The sequence below is a fragment of the Myxococcus sp. CA056 genome (assembly GCF_013336715.1).
Lineage (GTDB): Bacteria > Myxococcota > Myxococcia > Myxococcales > Myxococcaceae > Myxococcus > Myxococcus llanfairpwllgwyngyllgogerychwyrndrobwllllantysiliogogogochensis.
Map to the genome: position 1 here is coordinate 111,292 of NZ_JABUMT010000002.1, position 23,188 is coordinate 134,479.

18 protein-coding genes are annotated in these 23,188 nt (G+C 67.5%); 10 read left to right on the forward strand and 8 right to left on the reverse strand.

The annotated features are described in order from the left end of the window. The first annotated feature begins 4 nt into the window (after positions 1-4). Positions 5-727, forward strand: coding sequence for a double-CXXCG motif protein (locus tag HUA76_RS08175; protein ID WP_141643046.1), 723 nt, complete (start codon positions 5-7; stop codon positions 725-727). Between the two features lie 91 nt (positions 728-818). Here HUA76_RS08175 and HUA76_RS08180 read toward each other — a convergent pair whose 3' ends face one another. Continuing rightward, positions 819-1,592, reverse strand: a complete 774-nt coding sequence (locus tag HUA76_RS08180) for a pirin family protein (protein WP_371823448.1) — start codon at positions 1,590-1,592, stop codon at positions 819-821. A 208-nt stretch (positions 1,593-1,800) separates the two neighbouring features. Between HUA76_RS08180 and HUA76_RS08185 the strand changes: the two genes are divergently transcribed. Next, positions 1,801-2,631, forward strand: a complete 831-nt coding sequence (locus tag HUA76_RS08185) for a LysR family transcriptional regulator (RefSeq protein WP_174460512.1) — start codon at positions 1,801-1,803, stop codon at positions 2,629-2,631. A gap of 7 nt (positions 2,632-2,638) precedes the next feature. Here HUA76_RS08185 and HUA76_RS08190 read toward each other — a convergent pair whose 3' ends face one another. Next, positions 2,639-3,661, reverse strand: a complete 1,023-nt coding sequence (locus tag HUA76_RS08190; RefSeq protein WP_174458202.1) for an AraC family transcriptional regulator — start codon at positions 3,659-3,661, stop codon at positions 2,639-2,641. 309 nt (positions 3,662-3,970) lie between these two features. On the opposite strand from HUA76_RS08190, the gene HUA76_RS08195 reads away from it, so the two are divergent. Further along, entirely contained in the window at positions 3,971-6,772 is a 2,802-nt protein-coding gene (locus HUA76_RS08195) for a hypothetical protein (protein ID WP_174460513.1), read from the forward strand. A 206-nt stretch (positions 6,773-6,978) separates the two neighbouring features. Beyond that, positions 6,979-8,580 (forward strand): putative metal-binding motif-containing protein, encoded by a 1,602-nt coding sequence (locus tag HUA76_RS08200; protein ID WP_174460474.1) that lies wholly within the window; start codon positions 6,979-6,981, stop codon positions 8,578-8,580. Positions 8,581-8,608: 28 nt separating this feature from the next. On the opposite strand, the gene HUA76_RS08205 is transcribed toward HUA76_RS08200, so the two are convergent. Then, a complete protein-coding gene (locus HUA76_RS08205; RefSeq protein ID WP_141643052.1) occupies positions 8,609-9,406 on the reverse strand; it encodes an ABC transporter ATP-binding protein in 798 nt (265 codons plus the stop codon). Positions 9,407-9,716: 310 nt separating this feature from the next. Between HUA76_RS08205 and HUA76_RS08210 the strand changes: the two genes are divergently transcribed. Continuing rightward, positions 9,717-10,484 carry a polysaccharide lyase gene (locus tag HUA76_RS08210; RefSeq protein WP_141643053.1) on the forward strand — a complete coding sequence of 256 codons (768 nt, stop codon included), beginning with the start codon at positions 9,717-9,719 and terminating at the stop codon, positions 10,482-10,484. Positions 10,485-10,613: 129 nt separating this feature from the next. On the opposite strand, the gene HUA76_RS08215 is transcribed toward HUA76_RS08210, so the two are convergent. Next, entirely contained in the window at positions 10,614-11,201 is a 588-nt protein-coding gene (locus HUA76_RS08215) for a GAF domain-containing protein (protein WP_141643054.1), read from the reverse strand. Positions 11,202-11,365: 164 nt separating this feature from the next. On the opposite strand from HUA76_RS08215, the gene HUA76_RS08220 reads away from it, so the two are divergent. Beyond that, positions 11,366-12,877: a hypothetical protein gene (locus tag HUA76_RS08220; protein WP_174460514.1), complete on the forward strand. Its 1,512-nt coding sequence runs from the start codon at positions 11,366-11,368 to the stop codon at positions 12,875-12,877. A gap of 107 nt (positions 12,878-12,984) precedes the next feature. Beyond that, positions 12,985-15,162, forward strand: coding sequence for a M4 family metallopeptidase (locus tag HUA76_RS08225; protein WP_174460515.1), 2,178 nt, complete (start codon positions 12,985-12,987; stop codon positions 15,160-15,162). Positions 15,163-15,277: 115 nt separating this feature from the next. Here the strand turns inward: HUA76_RS08225 and HUA76_RS08230 are convergent, their stop codons facing one another. The 4 genes from HUA76_RS08230 to HUA76_RS08245 all read right to left on the reverse strand — a co-directional run bounded on the left by HUA76_RS08230 (position 15,278) and on the right by HUA76_RS08245 (position 20,347). Further along, positions 15,278-16,003: a hypothetical protein gene (locus HUA76_RS08230; RefSeq protein WP_174458210.1), complete on the reverse strand. Its 726-nt coding sequence runs from the start codon at positions 16,001-16,003 to the stop codon at positions 15,278-15,280. A 44-nt stretch (positions 16,004-16,047) separates the two neighbouring features. After that, positions 16,048-16,929 carry a hypothetical protein gene (locus HUA76_RS08235; protein WP_174460516.1) on the reverse strand — a complete coding sequence of 294 codons (882 nt, stop codon included), beginning with the start codon at positions 16,927-16,929 and terminating at the stop codon, positions 16,048-16,050. Positions 16,930-17,153: 224 nt separating this feature from the next. Beyond that, on the reverse strand, positions 17,154-18,527 hold the full coding sequence (locus tag HUA76_RS08240) for a hypothetical protein (protein WP_174458212.1): 1,374 nt from the start codon (positions 18,525-18,527) through the stop codon (positions 17,154-17,156). Positions 18,528-18,760: 233 nt separating this feature from the next. Beyond that, a complete protein-coding gene (locus tag HUA76_RS08245; protein ID WP_174460517.1) occupies positions 18,761-20,347 on the reverse strand; it encodes a hypothetical protein in 1,587 nt (528 codons plus the stop codon). A gap of 259 nt (positions 20,348-20,606) precedes the next feature. Here HUA76_RS08245 and HUA76_RS08250 point away from each other — a divergent pair, with 259 nt between their 5' ends. Genes HUA76_RS08250 through HUA76_RS08260 form a run of 3 tightly spaced genes read left to right on the forward strand, consistent with a single transcriptional unit; the run spans position 20,607 to position 23,159 of the window. Further along, the gene (locus tag HUA76_RS08250; protein ID WP_217439487.1) at positions 20,607-21,776 is read left to right on the forward strand and encodes an FAD-binding oxidoreductase; all 1,170 of its coding nucleotides are present in this window, start codon (positions 20,607-20,609) and stop codon (positions 21,774-21,776) included. After that, on the forward strand, positions 21,766-22,392 hold the full coding sequence (locus tag HUA76_RS08255; RefSeq protein WP_141643063.1) for an AraC family transcriptional regulator: 627 nt from the start codon (positions 21,766-21,768) through the stop codon (positions 22,390-22,392). Before HUA76_RS08250 ends, HUA76_RS08255 begins: the two co-directional genes overlap by 11 nt. Then, positions 22,389-23,159: an aldo/keto reductase gene (locus tag HUA76_RS08260; RefSeq protein WP_141643064.1), complete on the forward strand. Its 771-nt coding sequence runs from the start codon at positions 22,389-22,391 to the stop codon at positions 23,157-23,159. Before HUA76_RS08255 ends, HUA76_RS08260 begins: the two co-directional genes overlap by 4 nt. Positions 23,160-23,188: the final 29 nt, after the last annotated feature.

The following is a 23,188-nucleotide window of genomic DNA, read 5'->3' on the forward strand; positions in this document are numbered from 1 at the left end:
GCGCATGAGCCGTTTCTTCTTGTTGGACGAAGACAAAGCCGCAATGGCGAAGCACGGCAACGAGCTGGATGGGAGCCACAAGTGGGGGCTGCCTGGCTTGCGATGCCACTCCTGTGGCGCGACCTGGAGCTCCGTGGGGCACGACTACCCGTCCGTCGATCTCTCCGGGCTCCCAGAGCACGACGAGTTTAAAAGGCCCAGGCCCGAGCCCTTCGCTGAGTTCGTGCGCCTGCGCGAGCTGGTGCGTCCCCTGGTGCCTCCAGACGTGTCCCTTCCTCCTGGGACAACCTTCGGACCTCTGGTGGGGCGTGCCTCTGGGAGCTTCGGGTCCATTGACTGGCTGGGAGGCATTCGCCTGCTGATGCGCCGTGAAGCACTGGAGCTCCTTCAGGCGGAAGGACTGCGAGGCTTGCTCGGTTGCCGCACGGAGCTGCGGTTTCGCCAGAAGGCCCCGCCCGAGCTGCTGGAACTCCAGGTGGCTCCTCGAGGACGGCTTCATCCCGACTGCATGCCGCCAGGACATCCACCGCCGTGCCCGACCTGTGACCGGTTCAGTCTCCGATGGCCCGACGAGCCCATCCTGGACGCGGCCACCCTGCCCACGGACCTGGACCTGTTCCGACTGGGCAACTTCGCCACCATGGTCATCGGCACGGAGCGGTTCAAAGACGCCGTGCTCCGCCTGGAACTCGACGGCCTCACGTTCCGCGAGCTGCCAACCCGCTGAGCCCGAGTCCACCCACTTCCGCATGCAGGCCGAGCACTCATGCTCAGGCCTCGTTGATGGAGGGCCACCACGAGACCTCGGAGCCAGCGCCTCAAGGAAGGTCAATCCAGAGCGCCGAACTCGCGGTGTCCGCTGTCACGGTGACGGCGCCCTCGCCGAGCACGGCGCCTTCGCCGAGCGCCAGGTCCACACCCGAGCCTCCTTGGAGCGCCTCCACCCGGAGCGGTCCCGTCGTCGCGAGCAGGTATCCGTTACGGGCGCGGTCGAGCGTCAGCCGCTCGGGCCTGCCCGCGACGAGCGGGAGCCACCAGACCCGCACGTCGGCGCGCAGAGGCATCCCTTCGTCGCCCGCGATGAGCTGACGCCCGTCATCCGAGAGCTGGCGCGAGTAGTAGGCAGGGGGGCCGCCGTAGGTGTGTGGCCGGAACCACAACTGGAGCATCCGCGTCGGCCGGTCCGTGTCGTTTCCTTCGGCGTGCATCATCCCGCTCCGCGCGGAAATCAACTGCGCGGTCCTCGGTCCCATCGTCGCGCCGTGCGCCTGGTCTCCGTGATGCGAGAGCGTCCCGTCCACGACGATGCTGAGGATCTCCATCTCCTCGTGCGGGTGAAGCGGGAACCGCGATTTCGGCGCGAATGTCGCATCCGCGAGGACGAGCAGCGGCCCCAGCGGTCGACCCTGGCCGGAGTGGGGTCCCACCGTCGCGACGAAGTGGTCCCGGAGCGAGAGCCACGAAAGCGTGGTGCGAGGCAGCGATGCGAGCGTGCGGTGTTCGAGGCGCGGCATGGGCAGGTTCCTATCGGTGTGACAACCGGAGAGGGCCACGGCGCTTCCGGCGACGAACGTGCGACGTGAGAGCTTCACGACGTGGGCCTCGTCAGCGGCGGCGAGAAGCGAGGCGTCGGCGTTGAGCGGGAGGAGCGCATCGACGTCCTTGCCCTGAAAGGGGCGGGCCCTGTGTCCCGGTGTCTGCCCATGTTCGTCTCCTCCCGCGCTGGGATGCGCGGTGAAGGAGTTAGCCCGGCCCGGCTCGTTTGACACCTCCGGATGGACGCACAGAAGATGTGCGAGAATGCACATCTCCTGGGACGAGCTTCAGACCATCGAGGCGCTGGTTCGCACTGGCAGCGTCGAGGCCGCCGGACGCGAGTTGTCGCTCCGACATTCTTCGGTGTCGAGGCGGGTCGCGGCGCTGGAGGCACGCCTCGGCACGGCTCTGTTCGCGAGGGGCGCGCGCCTGGTGCCGAGCGCGCTGACGCTGCGAATCGCGGAGCGGGCCGCGACGATGCGCGTGGCCGCGAGGGACATCGAGGACTTCGTAGGGGCGGAGAGACGGGGCCGGGAACGAACCGTGGTCATCACGACGAGCGACGTGCTGGCCCCGCTCTTGTTCCTCGCGCTCGCGAAGGCCAGGCCCGTGCAGGCGGTAGAGGTGCTCGTGAGTGACGACGAACTGGAGCTGCTGCCGGGTCAGGTGGACCTCGCGCTGCGTCCCGGTCAAAACCCGAGCGGGGCGCTGCGCGGTCGACGGCTTGGACGGTTGAAGGTCGGAGTCTATCGCGCACGAAGCGGTGCGCCGGATTGGCTGCAGCCGAGCGTTGAGCTGCGCGCCAGGGCCTCGATGAGCTGGTGGCGCGAGGTCCCCAAGGACGTACCGGGTGCCGTGACGTGCAGCTCACTGCTGGCCATGCGCGATGCGTGCTCCGCTGGCCTGGGACGGGCCGCGCTCCCGGCCTTCCTCGCGCACGGAGACGCCCGGCTCCAGTTCGAGAGGGAACTCGACGCGGGGCCACCCCTCTGGCTCCTCGCGCCGATGGCACATGGCATCCCGAAGGAGCTTCGCGAGGTTCAGCGGGACCTCTTCGCCGCGCTGCGCGCGACGGAGGGTGCCTTCGTCGAATGAGTCCTTCTCACGAACCCGAGCGCGCCCGAGCCGGCATCCCGAACCGGCTCGGAGGTTGTCCCGTCCACCGCCGGAACGCGCGGGTGAACGTGCTCACATCAGAGAAGCCCAACAGATACGCAATCTCACTCACCGAACGCCCCGGCTCGGAGAGATACGACAGGGCCAGCGTCCGGCGAGTCTCCGCGAGCAGCTCGCGGAACCCCGAGCCCGAGTCCACCAGTCGCCGCTGAAGACTGCGCGCGCTCATATGCAGCCGCTCCGCCACCTTCTCTTGCGACGGCTCTCCCTGGGGCAGCAACTCCAGCAGCACAGCGCGCACCCGAGCCACCACGTCCTGCCCCGCCTGCCGGGCCAGGTGCCGGGTGATGAGCTCATCATTGATGCGCGCCAGCTCCGGGTTCGCTCCCGGCAACGTCACCTCGAACGGTGGCCGCTCGTACACCAGCACGTCCGCGTTCGCTCCAAACGTCACCTTGCAGCGGAACAGCTTCGCGTAGGGCGTCAGGTCCGAGGGCTCCGGACGGCGCAGCAGCACCTCGCGCGGTGACAGCTCCTTGCCGTACACCACCCGGCAGAAGCGCACGAGCAGGTACGCCACCGCGTCCGTCTCCTCCTCGCACAGGTGCGGCCCCTCGCCCCCGTCGTAGAGGATCACCTGATAGCAGTCCCCATCCCGGGTGAAGGCCGGCCGGAGCGCGTCGGAGACCAGCGCCACCGCGTGCACCAGTCGCTCGAAGGCCTCGCGCAGCGTGCTGGAGGCATTGAGCCGGTAGCCCACCGCATGGAACGTGGTGGGACTCACCTGCCGCGCCATCGCCAGTCCAATGGCCGGCTCTCCCGAGCGCTCCACCGCCAGCCGCCACAGCCGAGTCATCCCTTCCTGCGGATAGCGCGCGTTGGCGTCTCCCAGCAGCCCCGGGTTCAGTCCCGCCTGCACGAACAGCGCATGCGAGTCCACGCCACGCAGCTCCAGCGTGCGGTGGAGCGCCAGCGCCCAGCTCGTCAACATGGTCGCCGGAGAGCTCATGTTGTCGCCTTTGGTCAAAGGAATTGGCGGAACGGAGCAAGCACCCAAGGCGCCTCCCCCAGTACCTTGTCTTCCTGGGAATCCTGCCATGTCGGAGGTGAGGATGCTTGCCCTCGCATCGTGTGCCCTCCTCGTGACGCGTCGCATCATGTCTGTCTGTAGACCGCCTCAAGCGTAGCGGTTCAAAGGCTCCACGCTTTTCCACCCCGCTCACATTCTGGCTTCACCCCTCCGTCGGCAGATGCCCCGCCGCGCCTTGGTCGGCGTGTGCGTCGTCCCCCTCGTCGTACCCAGAGGTCTGGCCTCCCCATGACTCCCCCGAGACTCAGAAGCATCCAGAAGTCCTTGCTGGCGGCGCTGTCGCTGCTCGCCGTCATGTCGCCGGCCTTCACCCCGGCGCACGCGGCGGCTCCGTCCTTCATCGCCTTCGAGAGTGGCCATGTGCGTCCGCTCGCGCTGTCACCGGATGGCACGCGGTTGTTCGCGGTGAACACGCCGGACAACAGCCTGTCCATCTTCACGGTGGGGGCCTCCGGGCTCGCGCTGCAGGCGAAGGTTCCCGTGGGACTGGAGCCGGTGGCCGTGGCGCCGCGAGGCAACAGCGAGGTCTGGGTGGTCAACCACCTGTCGGACAGTGTCAGCGTCGTGTCTCTCTCGGGGACACCGCGCGTGGTGCGCACGCTGCTGGTGGGTGACGAGCCGAGAGATATCGTCTTCGCGGGCACGGGGGGCCGGGCGTTCATCACCACGGCGCACCGTGGACAGCACCGCACGCACGCCTCGATTGCGGGTGTGCCGGGTGCGGGAGATCCACAGCTCACCACGCCGGGCGTGGGGCGCGCGGACGTCTGGGTCTTCGACCCGGCGAACCTGGGCACGACATTGGGTGGCACGCCGGTGCGCATCCTCAACCTGTTCGGTGACACGCCTCGCGCGCTGACGGTGAGCCCGGATGGGCAGACGGTGTACGCGGCCGTGTTCAAGTCTGGCAACCAGACGACCTCCATCATGGAGGAGGCGGTGTGTGAGGGCTTCAATCCCTATCTGCCCTGTCTGGTGAATGGCTCCATCTACCCTGGCGGCAGCCCGGGCCCGGCCACCAACCACCAGGGCGTGCCCGCGCCCGAGGTGGCGCTCATCGTGAAGTACAACAACCAGTCCAGCCAGTGGCAGGACGAGCTGGGGCGCAACTGGAACAACGCGGTGCGCTTCCGGCTGCCGGACCAGGACGTCTTCGCGCTCGACGCGAACACGCTGGGCCAGAAGGCGGCCTATCCGCACGTGGGCACCACGCTGTTCAACATGGTGACCAACCCGGTGACGGGCACGGTGTACGTGTCCAACACGGAGGCCTTCAACCACGTCCGCTTCGAGGGCCCCGGCAACTACGGCGGCACCACGGTGCAGGGCCACCTGGCGGAGACGCGCATCACCGCCATCCTCGGGGGCAGTGTGTTGCCCCGGCACCTGAACAAGCACCTGGACTATTCGAAGCTGGCGAACGAGCCCGGGTTCGACCCGGCGGCGAAGGCGCACAGCCTCTCCATGCCGTTGGACATGGTGGTGAGCCGCGATGGCCGGAAGCTCTACGTGGCCGCATACAGCTCCAGCAAGGTGGGCGTGTTCGACACGCAGGCCCTGGAGGCGGACAGCTTCAACCCGACGTTGAACAGCGCGGCGTACATCCCGGTCAGCGGTGGTGGGCCCAGCGGCCTGATTCTGGATGAGGAGCGCAACCGGCTCTATGTGATGACCCGCTTCGACAACGCGGTGAAGGTCATCGACCTGGCCACGCGCGCGGAGCTGGGCAAGCAGGTGCTGGCCAACCCGGAGCCCGCGGCGGTGGTGCAGGGGCGGCCGGTGCTCTACGACGCCACGACGCTCTCCGCCAACGGCGAGGCCTCGTGTGCGAGCTGCCACATCTTCGGCGACATGGACGACCTCGCCTGGGACTTGGGCAACCCGGATGAGGACGTGGTGGAGAACACGATTCCGGGGCGCCTGCTGGGGGCGGCGGAGCTCTTGAAGCCGCACATCAACGGCTCGGGCAACGTGGAGGACTTCCACCCGATGAAGGGCCCCATGACGACGCAGACCCTGCGCGGCATGGTCAACTCCGGAGCCATGCACTGGCGAGGGGACCGCTCCAACGGCTTCTTCGGCGTGGGGCAGCTGGACCCGAACCTCTCGTTCATGAACTTCATCGTCGCGTTCGAGGGGCTGCTGGGCCGGGCGAGCATGCCCACGGTGGCGGAGATGCAGCGCTTCACCGACTTCCAGCTGCAAGTGCAGTTGCCGCCGAACCCGGTGCGCAACCTGGACAACTCATTGACGGCGGCGCAGCAGCGGGGCCTGAACTTCTATTCGGGCTCGCGTCGCGCGGACGGCATTCCGTTTGGAGAGGGGTTGGGCTTCACGTGTGAGGGGTGTCACCGCATCGACGCGTCCCAGGGTTTCTTCGGGACGGATGGTCGGGTGAGCTTCGAGAACATCCCGCAGATTGTGAAGATTCCGCACCTGCGGAACATGTATCAGAAGGTCGGCATGTTCGGGAATCCGACGACGCCCTTCTTCCTGGCGCGGGACAGTGGTTGGACGGGGGACCAGGTGCGAGGCTTTGGCTTCGTGCATGACGGCGCGGTGGACACCGCGGCGCGGTTCCTGTCGGCCATCGTGTTCATCCCGAGCATCGGCGTGGGCTTCCCGTTGAACAACCCGGATGCGACGCGGCGGGATGTGGAGCAGTTGTTGCTCGCGTTCGACACGGACCTGGCGCCGATTGTTGGTCAGCAGGTGACGTTGACGAACACGAACTCCGCGAGCGTGGGTCCGCGCATCGACCTGCTGTTGCAGCGCGCGCGCACGCCGTTCACCTCGAAGGTCCTGGGTGGAGCGGTGACGGAGTGCGACCTGGTGGCCAAGGTAGCGCTGGGAGGGCGCGTGAAGGGCTTCCTCTTCAGTCCGGCCGCGAATGCCTTCACTCCGGATGACGGGACGGCGGCGAACGTGACGGACGCGACGCTGCGCAACTACGCGAAGACGGCGGGCCAGGAGGTGACCTACACCTGCGTGCCGCCGGGCTCGGGTCCGCGCATCGGCCTCAATCGCTAGCAGTCCGAGGGCCCCCCCGCGAGGAGACTGTCGGGCTCCTCGCGGGGCTTCAAAGACGGACGCGTTGTGTGGAAGGCCGCGCACAGGACGTGGATGGGAAGGAATGCTGACGGCGCCTCGTGGAATAGTTGCGTGAGGAAAGGATTCCGCGGGGCGCGTGTCTGGGTCTTGGGACGCCAGGAGTTGGCTGTGCCATCCTGTGCGGCATGCAAGCAAAGCATGTTCATGCGGGGATGGGGCTCCTGCTGCTGGTGATGGCGGCGGCGTGTGGTTCCTCGAGTTCGAAGGATGAAGGGAAGCGGGACTCTGGGCCGGGCGTGGTGGAGGACGGAGGGGGAGATGGTGGCCACCGCGAGGATGGAGGAGAGACCTTCACCGACGGTGGACTGGATGGTGGCACGGGGGGGGATGGTGGCACTCCCGAGCCGGACGCTGGCCCCCCCGAGTCGGATGGCGGTGTGGAGCCGCTGGCGTGTGAGAAGACGCGCGGCGTCTGCGCGGGGGCCAGGCGGGCGTGGGTGGACGGCGCCTATGAGGCGGTGTGTACCGGGCGCTCGTATGGCGCGGATTATGAAGACGTGTCCGAGACGCGCTGCGATGGACTCGACAACGATTGCGATGGCGTGACGGACCCTCCGAGCTGGTCGCGCGTCACGAGTCTGGAGACGGCGTTCGGGCGCGTCTCCAGTCTGAAGACGGACAGTGGCGTGTTCGTGAGCATTGGTGACAGCAACAGGGTCCTCATCCTGCGGTTGAACTCGGAGCTGGCCATCCAGGGGACGGCGAGCGTGTCGATGCCGTGGATTCGGACGGAAGCCCCTGAAGGGAGTCTCCAGAACGCGCAGCTCGTGCGCACGCAGACGGGCTTGGCGCTGCACTACGCCACCGTGGCGCGCAATGGGTCGGCACCGCTCCGGGCTTATCTTGTTCCACTCGACGCCCGGGGCGCGCCGACACCTCTGCCCGAGGGCGGGTTGGTGGAGTACCCACTGCTCGACAGGGAGTTCGACAGTGGGAGCACTCGTGCGGCGACGTCCGTCGCGGATGGCCGGGTGGTGGTCATCTGGCGCGCGGGTTCCGCGCAGTCCCCGCCGATACAGGTGATGGGGACGGTGACGGATGCGCAGGGGCAGGTGCTCACGGCGCCCAAAGCACTCTTCACGAGCGTGGGGGACGTCACGCAGAATCTGGCGAATGTCCTGTGGCTGCGCAATGGGGAGATTCTGGTCGCCATGAGTGATCAGAAGTCAGGGCTCGCGGGCGACACGGTGCGACTGCGTCGCTTCGATGCCAACCTGGACCCGGTGGGCGACGAGCGCTCCTTTGAAACCTCCTATGAGGCGATGCCCTTGCTGGTGGACCTGGGCTCGACGCGCGGTGGGCCCCTGGCGTCGCCCGTGCTCATCCTGCGAGTGGGGCCGGGGCGCGTGATTCAGGTGGTCGAGAACCTCTTCGGTGGAGGGCTGCCGGAGACGTGGGCGGAAGCCCATTCCCCGGCGGAGGTGCTCTGGTACGGCGCCCTCGCGGACGAAGGAGTGCTCCGCCTTGGATGGATTGCTGCGTTCAAGGACCATCAGGCGCCGCCGCCGGAGGGTGTTGACTATCTCGGGTGGAATGGGCGCCTGTGGACGCTGGACGAGGGGCATGCCGCGGTGGACAGGTCTCCGACCTCCGAATATCTGCCACTGCATCGGTATGCGCAGTGGGTCCTGATGGAGAAGCTCGCGCCCCGTCGCGTGGGAGCCATGTACATGACGACCACGCCGGATGGCAGCTACCTGGACTCGGTGCGCTACTGCACGCCCTGATTCGCGACGCGCGCCGTCCGAGGGGACTTCAGCCCTCGGCGGCGCGGACGCGCTGGGAGCGGCGTCGGAGGTAGTTGTTGAGGAACGCTTTCACGGCGGGGTGTTGGGATTCGCGGAAGGAGTCGGGCGGGCCGTACTCGACGACGCGGCCCTCGTGCATCAGCGCCAGGTGGTCCGCCATGCCGAAAGCGGAGGCCACGTCCGGCGTAATCACCAGCGAGGTGGCGCCGAGCTGCTGCTTGCCGGTGAAGATGATTTCGTTGACGGAGGCCGTGGTGAGCGGGTCCAGACCGGCCGTGGGGTCGTCGTAGAGGAGGATTTTCGGCTGGAGGATGGCGGCGCGCGCGAAGCCCACGCGCTTCTGCATGCCGCCGGAGAGCTCGCCCGGAAAGCGCGTCGTGGCGTGGGACAGCCCCACCATGGCGAGCGTCTTGTCCACCGTCTGGCGAATCTCGTCCTCGGACATCTCCGTGCGCTCACGCAGCGGAAAGGCCACGTTGTCGTAGACGTTGAACGAGTCGAACAGGGCATTGGCCTGGAAGAGGACGCCCTGCTGGCGGCGCAGTTGGTTCAGCGCCTTCTCGTCCAGCTCGGCCACTTCCTCGCCGTTGACCTTCACCGACCCCCGGTCCGGCTTCATCAGCCCCATCAGGTGCTTCATCAGCACGGACTTGCCGGAGCCGGACACGCCCATCAGCACGCAGGTGGTGCCCTCGGGCACGACGAGATTCGCCCCGCGCAGCGCCGCGTTGTCACCGAAGGACTTGTGGAGGTCCTTCACCTCGATGGCCAGCTTCGCCGCCACCTGACTGCCCGATTCGCTCATCGCTCCTCACCATAGTGCGGGCCCCGCCGCTCCGCCCCTCCCAAGACGCGAACCCGCGGCATCCCACCACCGAGCGGCAACTCGCCCCCTCGCTCGGCACATCGCCACCAGGCCCCCACGTCCCTCGACGAAACCACCAGTCGGCCTGGATAAATGCCGCCACCCGGTGGGGCCCGCGCCGCGCTCCTGCGCCCGAGCGCTCGAAAGGAAACGTCCCCTTCACCTCGGCATGCACTGTCTTGTTTTCCTGGTTAAGAGGACTTCGGGGCCAGGCCGTGGGCGGGCCCCGAACCCCTCACCCCCGAGCACAATGAAAACCAAGAGACTGGGTGTTGTTGCCGGTGCCACGTTGTTGGCGTTTGGGCTGGTCGCCGAGGCGGCGTCCCTCTTCCGCAACACGGGCACGTTGTCTGGCTGGAACTCCATCAGCCGGGAGCACCGAGGTTCGGTGAACGAGGTGACGAACGTCACCTACGAGGGGCCGACGGGCCTCAAGATGACGCAGATCTACGATGCGGCCTACGGCGGCCGGTACCACTCGGAGGTGATGCGAAGCAACGTGTACCGCCGAGGGGACACGGGCTTCTACGGCTTCGCGTTCCGGCTGCAGGCGGACTGGCAGTTCCAGCCGCAGTCGTACAACATCGCGCAGTTCATCGCGGACTTCTCCGACACGGGCTGCGACGACTACATGCCGTCGAGCATGGTGTGGATTTCGGGCAACCAGCTCTTCACGCGGGTGAAGCAGGGCACCATCTGCAATCAGAAGACGGTGACGTTCGGCAATCTGGCCACGGTGACGGCGGGGGAGTGGCACAAGATTGTGATTCAGGCGAAGTGGGCCACGGATGGGACGGGCTTCTACAAGCTGTGGTTCGACGGGACGAAGGTCCTGGAGCAGTACAACCTGAACACGACGATAGCGGACGACCGCTACTTCCAGTTCCGGGTTGGGCTGTATGCCAATGGCTGGTACGACAACGGGTACATGCAAGGCAGCCAGGGGACACGGAGCATCTGGTTCGACGAGATTGGCGTGGGGACCACCTTCGCCGACGCCGACCCCGCGCAGTGGTAGAGAGGCAGTGCGCTCAGCGGGCCTGACTCGAGCAGGCCCGCTGCGAGGTGGGCCCTCCAGACATGTCCCTGTCGAAGGAAGACCTGAAGGAGGCTCAGCGCCTGGCGCGTCTTCCCGGGCGTCTCCAACTCAGGACGTCGTGCTCGCGCAGCGCTCGATGATGGCGCGAAGCTGTGTCTGCACGCCGCTGAGCGCGCTGCGCAGCCGCGCATGTCGCAGCGAGCCGGCCAGCGCATTGGACAGGGCCTGAAGCACCGCGCTCTCGGCCGTGGGCCACGCGCGCTCCGTCCGACAGTCGTCGAAGCCCACGAAGCCCCACCACTCGCCGCCCAGCGTGATGGGACACACCAGCAGCGAGCGGATGTCCTGGCTCTCCAGCAGCTCACGCGCGGGGGACGCGAAGTCGCGGGGATGGCCCTTCACCACCTGGCCCGAGGACAGCGGCGGCACCCAGGACGGCAGCACCTCGTCATACGGCACGTTCTGGAGCTCGGGGTTGTCGAGCTGCGCGGAGGTCGAGGCCGCGGTCCACTCGTAGCGCTGGCTGCACAAGAGCTTCCCATCGGCGGCCTTGCTGTTCTCGAAGATATAGACACGGTCGACGTCGAGCGCGACACCCACTTGTCCGAGCGCCTCCGAGACGTTCTGGGGCTCGAAGCCCTTGTCCAACAACAACTGCGACACATTCATGATGGCGGCGTACGCCTTCGAGGCCATGAGGGGGAACTCCAGGTGGGGGACGGGCCTGTCGCGCCGGGGGGAGCGCGAAGAAGAAGCGTCGCATGGCACGACACCCTCGGGTCAAGCCATGCTCCTGGACGTACCAGGTCCATACGCTCCGTTGCTTCCGAGCCGCCCGCGTCATTTTTCCCGAGGAGACCATGCCCCTTCATCCCCGCACCTTTTCCCAGACGTGGGCCCGCGCCCTGGCCACAGCCCTGTCACTCGCGAGCCTCGCCGGCTGCGGCCCGGAGCACGCCACCTCCGCATCCACTGTCACCACCACGTCCGCTTCGCTCGTTCCCCTCCAGGGAGACACCTCCTGTGTCTGGGGAAGCCCGGACTGCAACCTCTGTGTCCCCGACGTCCCCGCGCGCTTCAATGAACTCCGAGACCATGGCGAGGTGCTCGGCTTCCGCCCCGGCTCGTTCAACTTCAACGTGGCCTATCCCGGTGACAATCACTGGCAGGGGATTCAACGCCTGTCACTCGGCTCCGGGCGCTACCTCGTGGTGTCCAAGCGAGACGGCAACACCAACGGCAACGTGGGCCACGTCGTCCACCTCCCCTCGCGCAACGGTGAAGGACTGCGCCTTCGCTCCAATCGCCTGTCCCCCTCCATCTCCCAACCCGAGGACACCGCGCCACCGCTCGATGACCGCGCGGTGACGGCGCTCCCCGTGCTCAACGGCTACGCCCACGGCGGAGGCATGCAGGCGGTGGGCAACATCCTCGCGCTCCCCATGGAGCAGGGCCCTGGCGCCGGCCGCGTCGCGCTGTATGACTTCAACCAGGGCCTGTCCCCCGAGCCCTTCGCCTTCATCCCCGGCGCCTCCGCGAACGCGGGGACGGCCTCGCTGACGCGCCTGTCCGACCGGCGCTACCTGCTGCTGCTCGGCCAGTACGACGCGAAGGTGCTCGAGGTCTTCCTCTCCACCTCCACGGACCTCCGCTCGCCGACGAACGCGTGGACGCGCGTGGACCAGTGGGCACGCGAGGAGCTGGCCTCCGATACCTGGGGCCCCTTCCAGAACCTCAACTTCGTCACCGACTGTCAGAACGGTCAGCTCTACCTGGTGGGCACGCTGCTCGGCGGCCTGCGCTGGGGCCCCGTCAGCGACGACTACGCCCACCTCTACCGGGTGAGTCTGGACGGCCACCTGCGCCTGGAGCACGTCGCGGCGAAACACCTGTATTGCAGCAACGACGGCGCGCGGCAGTGCAACCTCGACGCGGCCGGCGGAGTCTTCGTGGGCGCGGACCGCAAGCTCATCCTCTACGCCACCGAGCACGCCGATGACGGCCCCTCGGGCTCCGTGAAGATGGTGGAATTCCGGAACATCTGGGCGAACGACGGGTGTGGCGCGAACCTCGCGAGCGCCTTCGTCGATTTCTACGACGACTCCGACTTCAGCGACCGGGGGTTCATCTTCGATTTCGCGGACCGGGGCGCGAAGACCTGGGCCCGTTTCCACGACATCGACGGGCTCAACGACAAGGTCTCCGCCGTGCGCTGGTGCCTCCCGCCCGGACACCGCGTGCGGCTCCACGCCGACTCCAACTACAGCGGCAAGACTCAGGACCTCATCGGAGACGGTTCACTCCGAGAAGTGAATCTCAATTCCTGGGGATTTGGAGACAAGGTCTCCTCCGCGCGCTGGCTCGCGGACTGAAATATTCAGACACATGGCTCCAGGGGGTGGAGTGGAAATCAGCAGGGAACTTCCTGATACATTCTGGCGATAACTCTTTAGCCACCTCGTACGGAGTTCTGAGACCCATGAGCATTCGCCGCACTGATGGTTCGAAGCCGACGGTCCTCCCCACCATTTCCGCTGAGGCTCAGCCGAAGAACACCGCGAAGACCCGGACGGCTCCGAACGTCATCAAGGACGGCTTCGGTCCCGCGGCGAAGACCACCGACCTGGCGCGCGCCGAGCAGACGCTGAAGCCGCTGCCGGCTCCCGTGGGCCGCCTGTCGCTGGAGAGCAAGGAGGCGCAGTCCGCCATCCAGACTTCGCTGGAGCACCTCACTCCGGCCACCAGCAAGCCCGCGACGCAGGGGCTCCGGGGCGGCATCCAGTACCCGGCCTTCGTCCCGAAGAACGTGGAGCGCGACGAGCTGGGGATGACGCACGTGCGCCTGGACCGGCAGCACGAGGGCGTGAAGGTGTATGCCGAGCAGGTGGTGTCTCACCTCGGCAAGGACGGCAAGGTGAGCAGCGTCACCGGTGACCAGTCCACGATTCCCGCCGGCCTGGGCACGCAGAAGCCCCAGCTGTCCCACGCGCAGGTGCTGGACATCGCGCTGAAGGACTTCGCGGGCAAGCCGGACCGTCAGCCGAACTCCGAGCGCGTCATCTACAAGGACCCGTCCGGTGAGTACCGCTCCGCGTACCGCGTCGAGGTCGCCAATGTGAATGGCACCGACAACCCGCGCCGGATGAACTACCTGGTCGACGCGAACACCGGCAAGATTTACGAGAAGTTCAACACCATCGACGGCTTCAAGAACTGCCCCTGCGCCACGCACGGCACGGGTGACGCCGCGGCCACCAAGGGCACCAAGGGCGCCGCCGCCACGCCGCCCGCGGACGTGAAGGTCTCCACCTCGCCGAACGCGGCCATCAAGGACAACAGCACCGTCACCTCCAAGGTGAAGGTGGCCGACGACGTCACCGTCGACAAGCTCAAGCTGTCGCTGGACATCAGCCACACGTACAAGGGCGACCTGACCGTCACGCTGACGAGCCCCTCTGGCAAGAGCGCCGCGGTGCACAACCGCACCGGTGGCAGCACCGACAACGTGAAGGGTGACTTCGACCTGAGCGTCTTCGCCGGCGAGACGGCCAAGGGCGAGTGGACGCTGACGGTGAAGGACAACGCGAAGGGCGACAAGGGCAAGCTCAACAACTGGGGCCTGTCGATTTCGCCCAAGGCCACCCAGCCGCCCACGGAGCCCCCCACCGAGCCGCCCGCGCCCGGCACGGCGGATGACACCTCGCTCTACAGCGGCAAGGTGGACCTGAAGACGAAGCAGAACGCGGACGGGACGTACTCGCTGGAAGACACCACGCGCGGCAAGGGCGTGTCGACGTACGACGCGAAGAACCAGGAAGAGGCCAGCGGCACCACGCCCTTCAAGGACGACAACAACGTCTGGGGCGAGGCGACGGACCCGAAGCGCAACCAGGCCGCCGTGGACGCGCACTACGGCGCGGCGATGACGTACGACTTCCTCAAGGACGTGCTCGGCCGCGACTCCATCGACGGCAAGGGCGAGAAGCTCGTCAACTACGTGCACGTGAGCGAGAACTACGTCAACGCGTACTGGGACGGCGAGAAGATGAGCTACGGCGACGGCGACGGCGTGGACTCCGGTCCGCTCACCGCGCTGGATATCGCGGGCCATGAAATCGCCCACGGCCTCACCGAGCGCACCGCCGGTCTGGTCTACCGCGGCGAGTCCGGTGGTCTGAACGAGGCCATGAGCGACATCATGGGCGCCGGCGTGGAGTGGTACGCGTCCACGAAGAACTCCGCGGTGAAGTTCAACTGGACGGTGGGCGAGACGGCCTGGACGCCGACCAACGGCGACGACACGGACGGCCTGCGCTACATGGACGACCCCACGAAGGACGGGTACTCCATCGACAACTACAAGGACTACCCGAAGCAGACGGAGGTCCACGGCTCCAGCGGTATCGCCAACAACGCCTTCTACCTGCTGGCCAACGGCGGGACGAACCGCACGTCCAAGCTCGAGGTGAAGGACGGCGTCGGCATGGACAAGGGCCTGAAGATTTATTACCGCGCCCTGGCCCACTACATGACGCCGAGCACCACGTTCGCCCAGGCCCGCACCGCCACCATCCAGGCGGCCACGGACCTCTACGGCGCGGACTCCACCGAGGTGGCGAAGGTGAAGGAGAGCTGGACCGCCGTCGGTGTGAAGTAACCCTGACGTTCAGGACCCGGGCGCGAGGTTGACTTCGCGCCCGGGGGACTGACGCAGCGGCGGCGACGGGAGGGGCGCCGCCGCGCCGGTCCGTTTCAACGTGAGCTCCGCCGCGTCACCCTTCCGGGGGCGGACAGGTGATGGGGCACGTCCCGCCCAAGGGGAGGCACACGCCGCCGCAGCAGTTGGAGTTCCAGGAGCAGCCCGACTCCCCGTTACAGGTGGTCGAGGTCGTCCCGGAGCAGGCTTCGGGCTGGCATTGGTTCTGGGTGCACGTTCCGCTCGTGCAGGAGCCGCAGTTGCCAACCGCGCGCCGGACTCCGCAGTTGTCCGCGGCCGCCTTCTGGCCACAGCTGGCGTTGAGCCGCGTGCAGAAGGCCGCGTCGGATTCGGCGACACAGGTGGTGCGCTCAAGGGCGACCTGGGCCGTCATGGACGCGTCCGGTCCCTGCGCCGCGACGACGAGCGTGCCCGTGAAGGAGTCACCGCTCAGGGTCCCGGAGACGGTATCCCCTCCGCTCGTCCACTGCGCCGCGGTGCCCGTCCGGGTGCCTGTCAGGGTCCCCGTCTTGATGAACTGATTCCGGCTGGGCTCCAGGTCGAAGGCATTCCCCGACAGTTGCCCGTTGTTGTCGGTGATTTCGTAGCGAATCGACGCGGACGTGGAGCCGGCGATGGCCATGGTGCCGACCCAGATGCCCGTGAGGCTGTCGGTGAGAGGGGCCTGTGCCGTGGCGGCCGGTGGTGGTGGATTCGAAGAGGCTTGAGGCCGCTCGGAACATCCGGAAGCCAGCGCGGTCACGAAGCAGGTGATGAGAAGTGTGGGTGCGTGGAAGTTCATGAGGAGACCTGTGGAAGAGGAGGGCCGGACGCGAAGGCGTCGACTCAAGGGCAGCAAATGCAGGCCTTCTTCTGTGCGTTCTCGTAAGGGGTACCGCCAAAGAGTCTCACCGCCCAGTGATACTCGGGGGCAATTCTCAGGCAGCGGGTCATATCAGTGGCGGTGGCGGGGGTGTTGAACGCGCTCCGACACGCCGCCTCGACGCCACTTCTCAGGTTGGTGTCGCAGGTGGCCTTGTCGCTGTTGCAGGTGCCGTAGCAGGAGTCATGCACGTTGCAGGACGGCAAGAAGTTCGCGGTGCCGGCGGGGGTGGAAAAGGAGTCGGGAACGTCGAAGGCCGAGTCCTCGGTGCCACAGGCGTTCTGGTTCGTGCCGGCGTTCGGGTCCCAGCCGGGCCGCGGCGAGCGGCCGGGGCAGTCATCCAGGTCCTCGATGACGAACTTCGAGCGGATGTCCTCATTGTCCACACAGCACTGATTGGCGGGGTTGTAGGGCGAGCCGTCACAGAGCGGGAGGCACGCGTTGTTGACGCACGCCTCATTCGCCGCGCAGCACCTGTCGCCGCAGGTTGGAGCGGAGGGGCCGGCGACACACGCGGTGGGCGTCCCGCTGCTCCCCGAGGAGGGCGGGGTATAGACGCAGCTTCCCCCACAGCCATTGGTCGCCGTGCAGCTCTGGCCCGGGGTGCAGGCCCACTGGTAACAGCTGTTGGTCGAGTGGGGGTAGGTCTCCCACGACGCGCAGTGGTTGCCAATGTTGTAGCAGGCCGCCCCCATGTTCGAGCCGTACTGGGGCGGGGGGGCCTGGGGCGAACCGTCACACGTGCACATGTGGATGGCCCCGTTCGGGTAGCCGAGGTCACCCGGTCCACAGTCGAAGTAACAGCCGGGGGTCCCCGGCTGGGAGAAGCAGGTGTACTGCGCCATCGCCGGGAGGGGGAGGGTCGTCAGCAGGGTCGCGAGGAGGACGGCGGGTCGCCATCCTCCGGGATGAGGTCTCTGGGGGTTGGGTCGGGTCATGGTGAGCCCTTGGGGGGCTCACGGATACTAGGCGGGAACCCAAAGGCTGGTCATGAATTCCAGTCGTTGTGTCTGCCTTTTGGCTGCATGGTAGAACTACGTTGGCGTTGTGGCTTGCAAGGCCAGGATGCCTAGAGCCTGCACAGCGTTCCGGCCGTCGTGTTGCCGTTGCAGCCGCCGAAGTAATGGTCGGGGGTGTTGGTCTGGTAGCCGCAGTGTGTCCAGTTGCACTGGTTGCCCAGGGCATCTGTCCCAGCCGGCGTGCACAAGCGCATGGGCTGGTTCGCGTTGCAGGCCGTGCCGGACGTGGTCGACACCGCGCAGGCGGAGGTGCCCGTGCCCAGATACCGCAGGTTGTCGCTGGTCCAGTAGTTGTACCGAGGGGCCGCGAGGCCATGCTGACTGGTCCAGGTGCTCGCGGTGCTCGCCGTCCAGCCCGGGGCGCACAGTTGATTGCGGTTGGGCCACGTCACCACGCCCGAGCAGCCCACGAGGTTGCTCGTGAAGACCTGCTCGACGGAGCCATCGGCGCAGCCCCGCGTCGGCACGCAGAGCGCGCCCGCCGTGGGGTTGCCCGCGCACCCGCCAAAGTATTGGTTGGGCGGAGGGAGCGCGCCGTACCCGCAGTTGACCCAGTTGCACGTGTTGCCTTCGGCGTCGGTGCCCGTGGACCGGCACACGCGCATCGGCTGGCCCGCGGGGCACGCGCTCCCCACCGTCGTGCTCACGTAGCACGCCGCCGCCGAGCCGCTGTACTTGAGGTCGTCGTTGGTCCAGTAGTGGTGCGTGGGCACGCTCGTGCCATGGAGGCCGACCCACTCGGCGGCGGTGGCCACCCGGTAGCCGGGGGCGCACAGCGCGGCGCGATTCGCCCAGTTCATGCTTCCGGCACACCCCACCATGCCGTTGGCGAACGTCTGCTCGACGGTGCCATCCGCGCATCCCCGAGGAACGCAGAGCGTGCCCGCGGTGGTGTTGCCCGCGCAGCCTCCGAAGAACCTGTTGGGGGTGTTCGCCAGCAAGCCGCACCCGGTCCAATTGCAGGCGTTGCCTTCCGCGTCGGTGCCGGCGGCCGTACACACGCGCATGGGCTGACCGGCGGGACAGGCGGTGCCCGTCACGTACGAGACGCTGCAGGCCCCCGACACGCCGCTGTAGCGCAGGTCATCGTTGGTCCAGTAGTTGTGCGCGGGCGAGAGTCCATTGAACAGCGTGTCCCATTCACGCGCGCTCGCGGGGCGGAAGCCTGGCGCGCAGAGCGAGGCGCGGCTGCCCCAGGTGACCTTGCCCGCGCACCCCGCCATGCCTCCCGAGAAAATCTGCTCCATGGTTCCGTCGGCGCACGGAACGCCGGGAACCAGCGGTGACTCCAGGGATGACTCCTCTTGCGACACGAGCTCCCCTGTCTCTTCTTCCGCTTCGATGGGCACGTTGCATGCCGTCATCCACAGCAGAGACCCCAGGGCCAGCCCCTTCACGAACACGCTGAATCCGACGCACTTCATGGACAGCCACTCCGATGCGACAAACCCGCTCCATGCGGCGCCGACAGCCTTGTCGTCCCTGTCGCTGTATCACCAGCCCCCCGAACGAAGGGTGTCCGGGGGGCGACGGCGCGCGGAGCCTGTGTTTCATTATGGGCGGGCCGTTGGCTCCGGGGTCGAGCCGCGGGCCCTCGCCGTGCGGGGTGGATTGAAACCTCGGGCTCCTTGGTGCTCGAGGTCGTCCATTCCCCTTGCTACAGCTTGCTCGGGTCGTCGACGCGGTAGTGAGACAGCCAGTAGTCGTCGGCGAAGCCCGGCAGGTCGATGTTGATCTTCTGCATGTGAATCTGTCCGCGTGCGCCGATGCGCTGGTCCGCGTCCAAATCCCACAGGTCCAGGCCCTCGAACTCGTCCGAGGAGCCGTAGGGCACGTAGTAATACGTCTGCACGAAGCCGTTCACCACGTCGACCATGTAGATGCCGGACGTCTGCCCGCCGCCGCCCACGCTGATGTACAGGTTGCCGCGCGCGGAAATCTTGCCGCCCTGAATCCAGGCGCCCACGGGGATGCTGCTCGACAGCGTCAGCGTGCGCTTGTGGGTGACGGTGACGGTGTTGCCAGACAGGCCAATGGAATAGCCGCGCAGCGAGGTCGCCCCGAAGGCGTTCGTCGCCGCGTAGAACAGCCCGTCACGCGGGTTGTACGCGAGGAACGCCACGCCACCAGACCAGTTCGGCAGCGACGCGTAGCCGATGTACTGCATGCTCGTGTTGAAGACGCCCACGGCGCCGCCCTGGCTCGGTCCATCCATGGCGATGTAGAGGTAGCCATTGACGTGCACCAGGTCGCCGTAGTGCCGGAAGCCCGCGTTGTACCAGGGCGTCGGCATGTGGAAGCGCTCCGGCGGGTCGTCGTTGATGGCCGTCATCGCCTGCTTCGCGATGATTCCGTTCGTGGCCTCGTCCTTCCAGAAGTTGGTGGTGTTTCGCGTCAGGAACCAGTGCGTGGAGTTGTGGGTGATGCCCTGGATGTTGTCGGCGAAGTTCGGGTAGCTGCGGTCGGCCGGGAGGTCCCCTGCGCTGCCGATGATGTTGGGGATGGCGTAGCGGTAGCGCGCCACGAAGAGCGCGTTGGCCGTCGCGTCCAGGCCGGAGCGGTACTGCGCCGCGCCCACGCCCCACACGCACGTCCACCACCACTTGGGCAGCGTGGCGGTCTGCAGGCGCTGCCACGCGCCGCTCGCCCACTTGTCCATCCACAGCGAGCCCGTGGCCTCACCCGTCGTGGCGCAGGCCTGGTAGTACTTCTGCACGGGCCCCCAGCCGGTGTGCGCCCAGCTGTAGACACCCAGCGGGCACCAGAGTTCGTCGTACTCGGTGTTGAGGCCCTGGCAGAAGTTGGCGGACCACCAGGCGGTGTCCGGCACGGCCAGCTGACTCACGCCGTCTCCTGAAGGCCCCAGGGAGGTCTGCGCCTTGCCCTCGGGCGCCATCGCCTCGCGCACGGGCGTCTGCGCCAGGGCGGACGGCACGCGGCGGGCGGCCTCCACCAGCGCGGCGGGCGGCTCCTGGCCCCCCGACAACTTGCGGTAGATGTCCGGGATGGGCATGCCGTCGAAGGCCGCCGCGTCCGGCATCGGCGTGCCTCGCGGGCCCTTCACCACCGTGACGATGCCGTAGTCGGGCACCTCGTAGAACGTCACCGCCTGGCCGTCCGCCAGCTTCACGCTCGCCAGCCGCGTGCCCGGGTCGCTCTCCTGCTCGAAGTCCTCGTCCGTCTCCGAGCCACCACACGCCGCCAGCACGCCCACACAGCACAGCAGCCTGAACATCCGTCGCACGGTTGCAGCCTCCTGATGATTTTCCAGGAGAACGCCCCTCGTGGGTTTGCTTCGGTGCCCTTCGCTCGGGGACTTCCGCGCGAGCCCACCCGGGATGGTGCTTCACGCCTCCCAGGCGCCACACCCGCCGCGTCCTTCCTAAGTCAGACGCAAAGCGTCAATAGTAGCAAATCGAGCTAATCGTGAAAGTCACGATTGTGAAAATTCTTCGTCACGGAGGGCGCGTGACGGTGTGACAGGACATAGGGAGAGCTACGTGATGCGAAACATCCGTCGGTATGACGTGGTGCTGGTGGGCGGAGGCGTGACGGGGCTGATGGCGAGCCACAAGCTGGCGCGGCTCGGCCTGCGGTTGTTGTTATTGGAGAAGCAACCGACGCTGGCCAGTGGGCCGTCCACCCGGAACGAGGGCTGGTTGCACCGGGGCAGCTATCACGCGGGCTCGGTGAAGGACCGACAGGCGGCCATCCAGGTGGCGCGGCGGTGCATCTACGGGCACGAGCAGATTCGAGCCTTCGCGCCGGAGGCCGTGGAGGATGCGGACCGGCCGCCGCTCGTGCTGGTGCGGGACGCGGACCGGCTCCAGGAGCTCGTCTCGCGCTGGGAGGAGGCGGGCGTCAGCCATCGTCCGCTGACGCACGCGCAGGCCCAGGCGCGCTTCTCGTCGGCGGACCTGTCTCGCGCGTCCGCGGTGTTCGAAGTCGCCGACGTCAGCATCAACACGCGGATGCTGTATCGCAAGCTGTACACGTCCGCGCAGCAGGGCGGCGCGGAGGTCCTCACCGGCTCGCGGCTGGAGCGCGTGAGCGGCTCGGAGGCCACCGTCATCACCGCCGAGGGGGAGACGCTGCACATCGAGTCGCGGCTGTTCGTCTACTCGACGGGCTTCGGGGCGCGAGATTTGTTCCGCCAGTTCTTCGGGCTGGAGCTGCCCATTCGCTACTGGAAGAGCCACCTGGTGGTGGTGCCGCGTCTGGGCGGGCACGGGCTGTTCTACGTGGACCCGCACGAGGCGGCGATGATGCACCACGGTGACTACAGCGTCGTGGGACTCAACGAAGACGCGCTCCTGTGCGCCAATCCCGACTACCACGTGGTGCCCGAGCGGGCGGACAACCTCCACCGCGCGCTGGAGCGGCTGGTGCCGGGCTGGCGCAACGCGGGGCCGCACAGCGACGTGGCCTGCACCAAGGTGGACTTCGCGCCCGATGCGGGCTCCGCGCGCTCGCTCAACATCGCCATCCACGAGCCGGTGCCCGGCCACATCTGCATCCTGCCGGGGAAGATGACGGAGGCGCCGTTCCTCACGGACGTGCTGACGGCGCGGCTCTACGAGCGACTGGAGGATGGGCTCATCGCCAAGCGCCCGTGTGACGTGCTGCACGCGAGCCTCGCGTCCGTCGTGCGGGAGGCCACCCATGCGGCTTGACCTGCTCGCGGCCCTGGATGCGCCCCGGCGCTCGGCGGGACTGCTCACCGTGGAGGAGGTCCTCGCGCTCGCGGACACGGGGAACGTCATCTATGACCCGTTCTCCGTGCTCATCTCGCGGCACCTGCGCATCGGCGAGGGCAATGTCATCCATCCGTGTGTCACGCTGACCTGCGCGGCCTCGGCGGAGTTCCAACTGGGCAGCCGGAACATCCTCCACACGGGCACGCTGCTGGCCGCCGAGACGGGCAGCATCCTCGTCGGTGACGGCAACCAGTTTGGCGAGGGCGGCTTCACCGCGAAGGCCAATCGCTCCGGTGCGCGTATCACCGTGGGCGACGGGGGACGGTATCTGGGTGGCGTGTCCGTGTTCGGAGAGAGCGTGCTCGGCTCCGGGACGCAGGTGCTCGGGGCCATCACCGTGGACAGTTGTCAGCTCGCGGCGGGCGCGGCCTTCAGCGACCCGGACCCGGACGTGCGCGCGGCCGTGTTGAAGGGCTCGGGCACGGCGCGGGGCCTGGTGCTGGGCGTGGGACAGGTCATCCTGGGCAACGGTGGCTTCCGCGCCGAGGACGTGAAGCCGCAGGCGTTCTATCACCCCAAGGTGAAGTCATGAGCGGGACACGGCCCGTGGAGCTGGGGCTCGGACTGCTCTCGCTCGGGCGCAGGTGGGGCTACCGCGCCGAGCCGCCTCCGTCGGAGGCCGACGGCAGACGGCTGCTCGACACCGCCCTCGAACTGGGGGTCCGCTGCTTCGACACCGCGCCCGCGTATGGCTCGAGCGAGAAGCGCTTCGGTGCGTTCCTGTCGGGGCTCGGCTCCGCGCGGAGCTCCGTCTTCGTGGCCACCAAGCTGGGTGAGCATTGGGACGCGGTGCGGAACACGTCCTTCACGGACCACTCGCCGGACGCGCTTCGCCGGAGCCTGGACGAGAGCGTGCGGCTGCTCGGGCACATCGACCTGCTCCAGGTTCACAAAGCGACGGCCGGCAACGTGGGCTCGCCCGAGGTGTTGCGCGTGCTCGAGTACGCGGGGACGCTCGGGGTCTCCCGCGTGGGCGCCAGTGTGAGTGATTGGGCCGGCGCCGAGGCCGCCTGTGCCGCGGGCGTCTATTCCTTCCTTCAGTTCCCCTACAACCTGCTCCACCGGACGCTGGAGCCGGCGTTCGAGCTGGCGGCCCGACACGGGCTCCAGGTCCTGGTCAACCGCCCCTTCGCCATGGGCCAGTTGCTCCAGGAGGAGGGGAGGGACGCGCGGCTGTCCATGCGCGAGTCATTGACTCACATCCTCGGGCAGCGCTTCTCCGGCTACGTGCTGACGGGCACGAAGTCTCCGGAGCACCTGCGTCAGACGTTGGACGCCTTCCGCTCGCTCGAAGGCTGACGGGAAGACTTTCTCGCCGGCGGGGCGTG